The organism is Bacillus sp. 7884-1 (assembly GCF_002272245.1).
In the GTDB taxonomy this organism is placed as follows: Bacteria; Bacillota; Bacilli; order Bacillales; family Cytobacillaceae; genus Neobacillus.
On sequence record NZ_NPDD01000100.1, the window covers coordinates 1 to 3,631 of the forward strand.

The window sequence follows — 3,631 nt, forward strand, 5'->3', positions numbered from 1 at the left end:
AAGTGAGACCCCACAGGAGCGAAGCTGTAAGGAGGCTCACGGGCGAGCTCGCGGAAAGCATAGCGCCTGGAGTGCAAATCAACAACCTAGTTTAACACAGCCTTCTGTAAAAAAAGAAGCTTGGATTAATATATAAAGCCGTATCGAGTTGTCGATACGGCTTCATTCTTTCTTTTTTAAGAAAGGATAAGACAATCCTAATCCTAACAAATATAAAATCACTAAAAAGTAAACAGGAAGTAAATGAACAAAAGTTGTATATCCAATATATAAATGCGTTCCAATCCCAGCGATAAACGCAGGTAAGGCTCCTATCGCAAGGGTATTCCAAATCCATCTTTCCCCTTTTCTGAAACCCCACAAGGAAAGCATTAGAATAAGCAAACCAACACTTACAAGGGCACTGCCAAACCCTGCTCGGTCATGTGCGATAACGGGGATTAAATTGCTACTTATTTGATCTAACATTTGCGGTGACATACACAGGAAGTTTAAGTCAGTTGACACGAAAACTTTGGATACACCAATTGTGGAAATCACTAAACCGCCTACTACTATCAGAAATCCAAGAATAATAAACATGAGCTGTCCATAAAGCCCGTATTGCCACGATCTATCATTACTTCCATGACTGGAAAAGGGGGGACCTGCCACTTTTTTACCTTCCCTAAAGCTAAAAAAGAATATCGGCATTAAAATAAGCCAAAATAAACCGTGAAGCCAATCAAAATAACCATATCCGATTGAAAGAAAAATACCGATGAACCCTGTGATTGCTGCACTATGAAAAGCAACTTTAGCCCAATGCATGTCATTTTTAATTCCATGACGAGCAAGTTGGATATACAAAATTCCTCCAGATATCATGGTTCCAGCTAATGCCATTCTATCATGTGACATAAAAGCAAGGATGAGCGGATTGACTTGTAAAATACCAGCCCTTGTCAAACCGATGAAGTATTCATCATAAGGGAGGATAATACTTGTGAATGCAAAATATAGGGCAATGATTCCTCCAATTAAGATGGATAGACCAAACAGAAATGACCAATACCAGTTTTGCCTGTTAATAGGTCGGAATTCTTCAAATAATAATCGTTCATGAATCCGTTTTGTTAACCCTGGACCGGCTTTAACATAGCCTTCTGATAGCAACAATAAATCTGCACCGGCGCGAACCAAAGCATAGGCTTCCTCTGGTGAATCCACCCCGCCAGAGGTTATAACTATTAGTTCAGGGTGTTTATCTTTAACCTGTTTAACCGTTTTAGCTAGGTTTTCATTGGCATTTGTAGCTTCATACCAATAGCTGTCCTCCGTTCGACGAGGAGCATTTATGACAATACCACCAATACATGTATGCTTTATTAATTTTCCTATTTCTATTTCGTGTTTGCTAACCTCATCATTTGAAAATGATATATAAAAAGGGCGCACAAAAGATACTTCACTTTTACCTAGCCATGAGTTAATTTGTTCACTTGTTACGATAAAAGCATCCACAAAAGGTGTTAAATGCTGAACAATGATATCCCATTCATTGCTGTTTACTTGTGCATCAATCTTTGCGAATATTGGGATTTTAATATTTAGGTTTGTTAATTTTTTAATTGCTAGTTTAAGTGGAACCTTCTCTTGATGCTCAGAAAACAGAATAATGCTATTTTCGACTCTGGGTTCTATTATTGCTTTAGGTTCATTCAGTACGATGGGTCCAATTTCTACAAATCCAAAGCCTAACTCTTGAAAGGCATTAATACCTGATAAATGAGGATCTATATGGCCGCTTAATCCAATAGGAGACGGAAAGGTAGTATCGTTCAATTCTTTACGAAATTCCTTTGGGGGATGCATATGTCCTAAAAAACCAATAAGTTTCCGACCGCCAGGAAGCGATGCAATGGTACTCATGGATTTATGAATAAACTCTCGGCTTGTTGTCGGTCTCATATTATCTAGTAATAGTTTTTTTAATGGATGATAAGACCAATCTGGCATTAACAACACCTTCTAAATATAAATTTATCATTTGCAAAATTCCTATCCTGGATAATAATAACAAGTCATATAGAAATTGTAAAATTATGAAAACTTCTGATGTAATAATTGAATCAAACGTTTGATAAGAATTTGTAATAAAAGATTAGTCCTCTAGGAAACCCTAAATATAGGGAGGGATGCGCAAGTGATGTTTTCTTTAAAAGGGGATGCCCACAAAGTTTTTCTGCGATTGAAAAAAACGATTCATAATGGCGATATCATCAGGGAAACAAAGGAATTTAAAGAAATTGAAGAGATTCAAGCTCTATATCAGTCTCTTGATAGTGATACACTGCAATTAATCCATTACCGAATGATAAAAGAATATAACGGTTCAGGCATTATTCCAATCTTGGTATCCTCTGCTCCCTGGTTGTTACTACTGTTTTCGAAGCAATTAGCTTCCTACCTATTCAAAGATGGATCTTGGCTTTGGGCAGGTTTTTGTATCGTCTACCTGCTTACATTAGGAATTAGTGTATTGATTCATTTCCGCGAGAAAGCCTGGGCAGCTTTTCATATGGAAATCATTCAAGACATTTTAAAGGATAGAAAAAGTGAAAAGACTCAGGGGCATTCCATAAACTAATGTACCCTGAGTCTTCATGTGCCTTCCAAAATTAAACTTTTTTTAATCGACTAATATCTGATATAGTAGTCTTTGAGATAGATAGGAGGACTACAAAATGAAATGTTTCTCAATCGATTTAGACGGGACGTTATTAAATTCTGAACATGATATAACTGAAGCTAACCTGCAAACCATCAATGAATTGCGTGAACAAGGTCATACTGTTATTTTAAACACGGGCCGCGCTTATGCTGATGTCATTAAAATAGAAGCATTACAAAATTTAGAGATTCCTATTTTTTGTGTCAACGGATCTGTGTTATTCTCAGAAAAAAGAGAACTTCTATATGAGGCGACTATATCGATTGAAACGTACAATGAACTGTTTCCAATCTTAAAGGGATTAGGTGTTGGCATCTTAGTTTATACCAATTATGGGGGCTTTCCATCGACTTTACCGCCGCTGCATAAAAAAAGTAAAGAAGAACTCAAAACTCTTTTTGAAGAATTCAACTACAATGAAATTCTTGAAAAAGATCAGTTGAAAATCTATAAATTAATTGCTTTAACCCACCATGACGAATTAGAAAAAGTCGAAGAGGTTAAGAAGGCGCTTGAAGGTAAGTTTGATATTTCAATGGCTTCTTCATTTCCAAATAATGTAGAAATCACTTCAAATGAAGCGCATAAGGGAAAAGCATTATTGCGATACCAGAAAATGATGAATCTTAATTTCGAAGAGATTATTGCTTTTGGTGATGGCGGTAATGACCTTGCTATGTTCGAGGTAGCAACCACTTCTGTTGCAATGGCAAATGCACCGCTTCTTGTCCAGCAAAAAGCAGACATCATCACAAAATCGAATGACGAAGATGGATTTGCCCATGCAGTTCGTCATCTGCTAAATCTTCATACAGAAGCAGTCGTAAAATAAAAAAAGCCCAATTTCCGTTAATGTGAAGGAAATTGGGCTTTTTTATTTTGGCTAAGTTAAAGCTTATTATTGATTTTGGCACTCTG

Annotated in this window: 3 protein-coding genes; 2 read left to right on the forward strand and 1 reads right to left on the reverse strand. The window is 36.7% G+C overall.

From position 1 onward, the window contains the following. Nucleotides 1-162 precede the first annotated feature (162 nt). Nucleotides 163-1,998 (reverse strand): dihydroorotate dehydrogenase, encoded by a 1,836-nt coding sequence (locus CHI06_RS12865; protein ID WP_095248954.1) that lies wholly within the window; start codon nucleotides 1,996-1,998, stop codon nucleotides 163-165. Nucleotides 1,999-2,188: 190 nt separating this feature from the next. Here CHI06_RS12865 and CHI06_RS12870 point away from each other — a divergent pair, with 190 nt between their 5' ends. Continuing rightward, entirely contained in the window at nucleotides 2,189-2,629 is a 441-nt protein-coding gene (locus tag CHI06_RS12870; RefSeq protein ID WP_095248956.1) for a hypothetical protein, read from the forward strand. 97 nt (nucleotides 2,630-2,726) lie between these two features. Beyond that, entirely contained in the window at nucleotides 2,727-3,545 is an 819-nt protein-coding gene (locus CHI06_RS12875; RefSeq protein ID WP_095248955.1) for an HAD family hydrolase, read from the forward strand. Nucleotides 3,546-3,631: the final 86 nt, after the last annotated feature.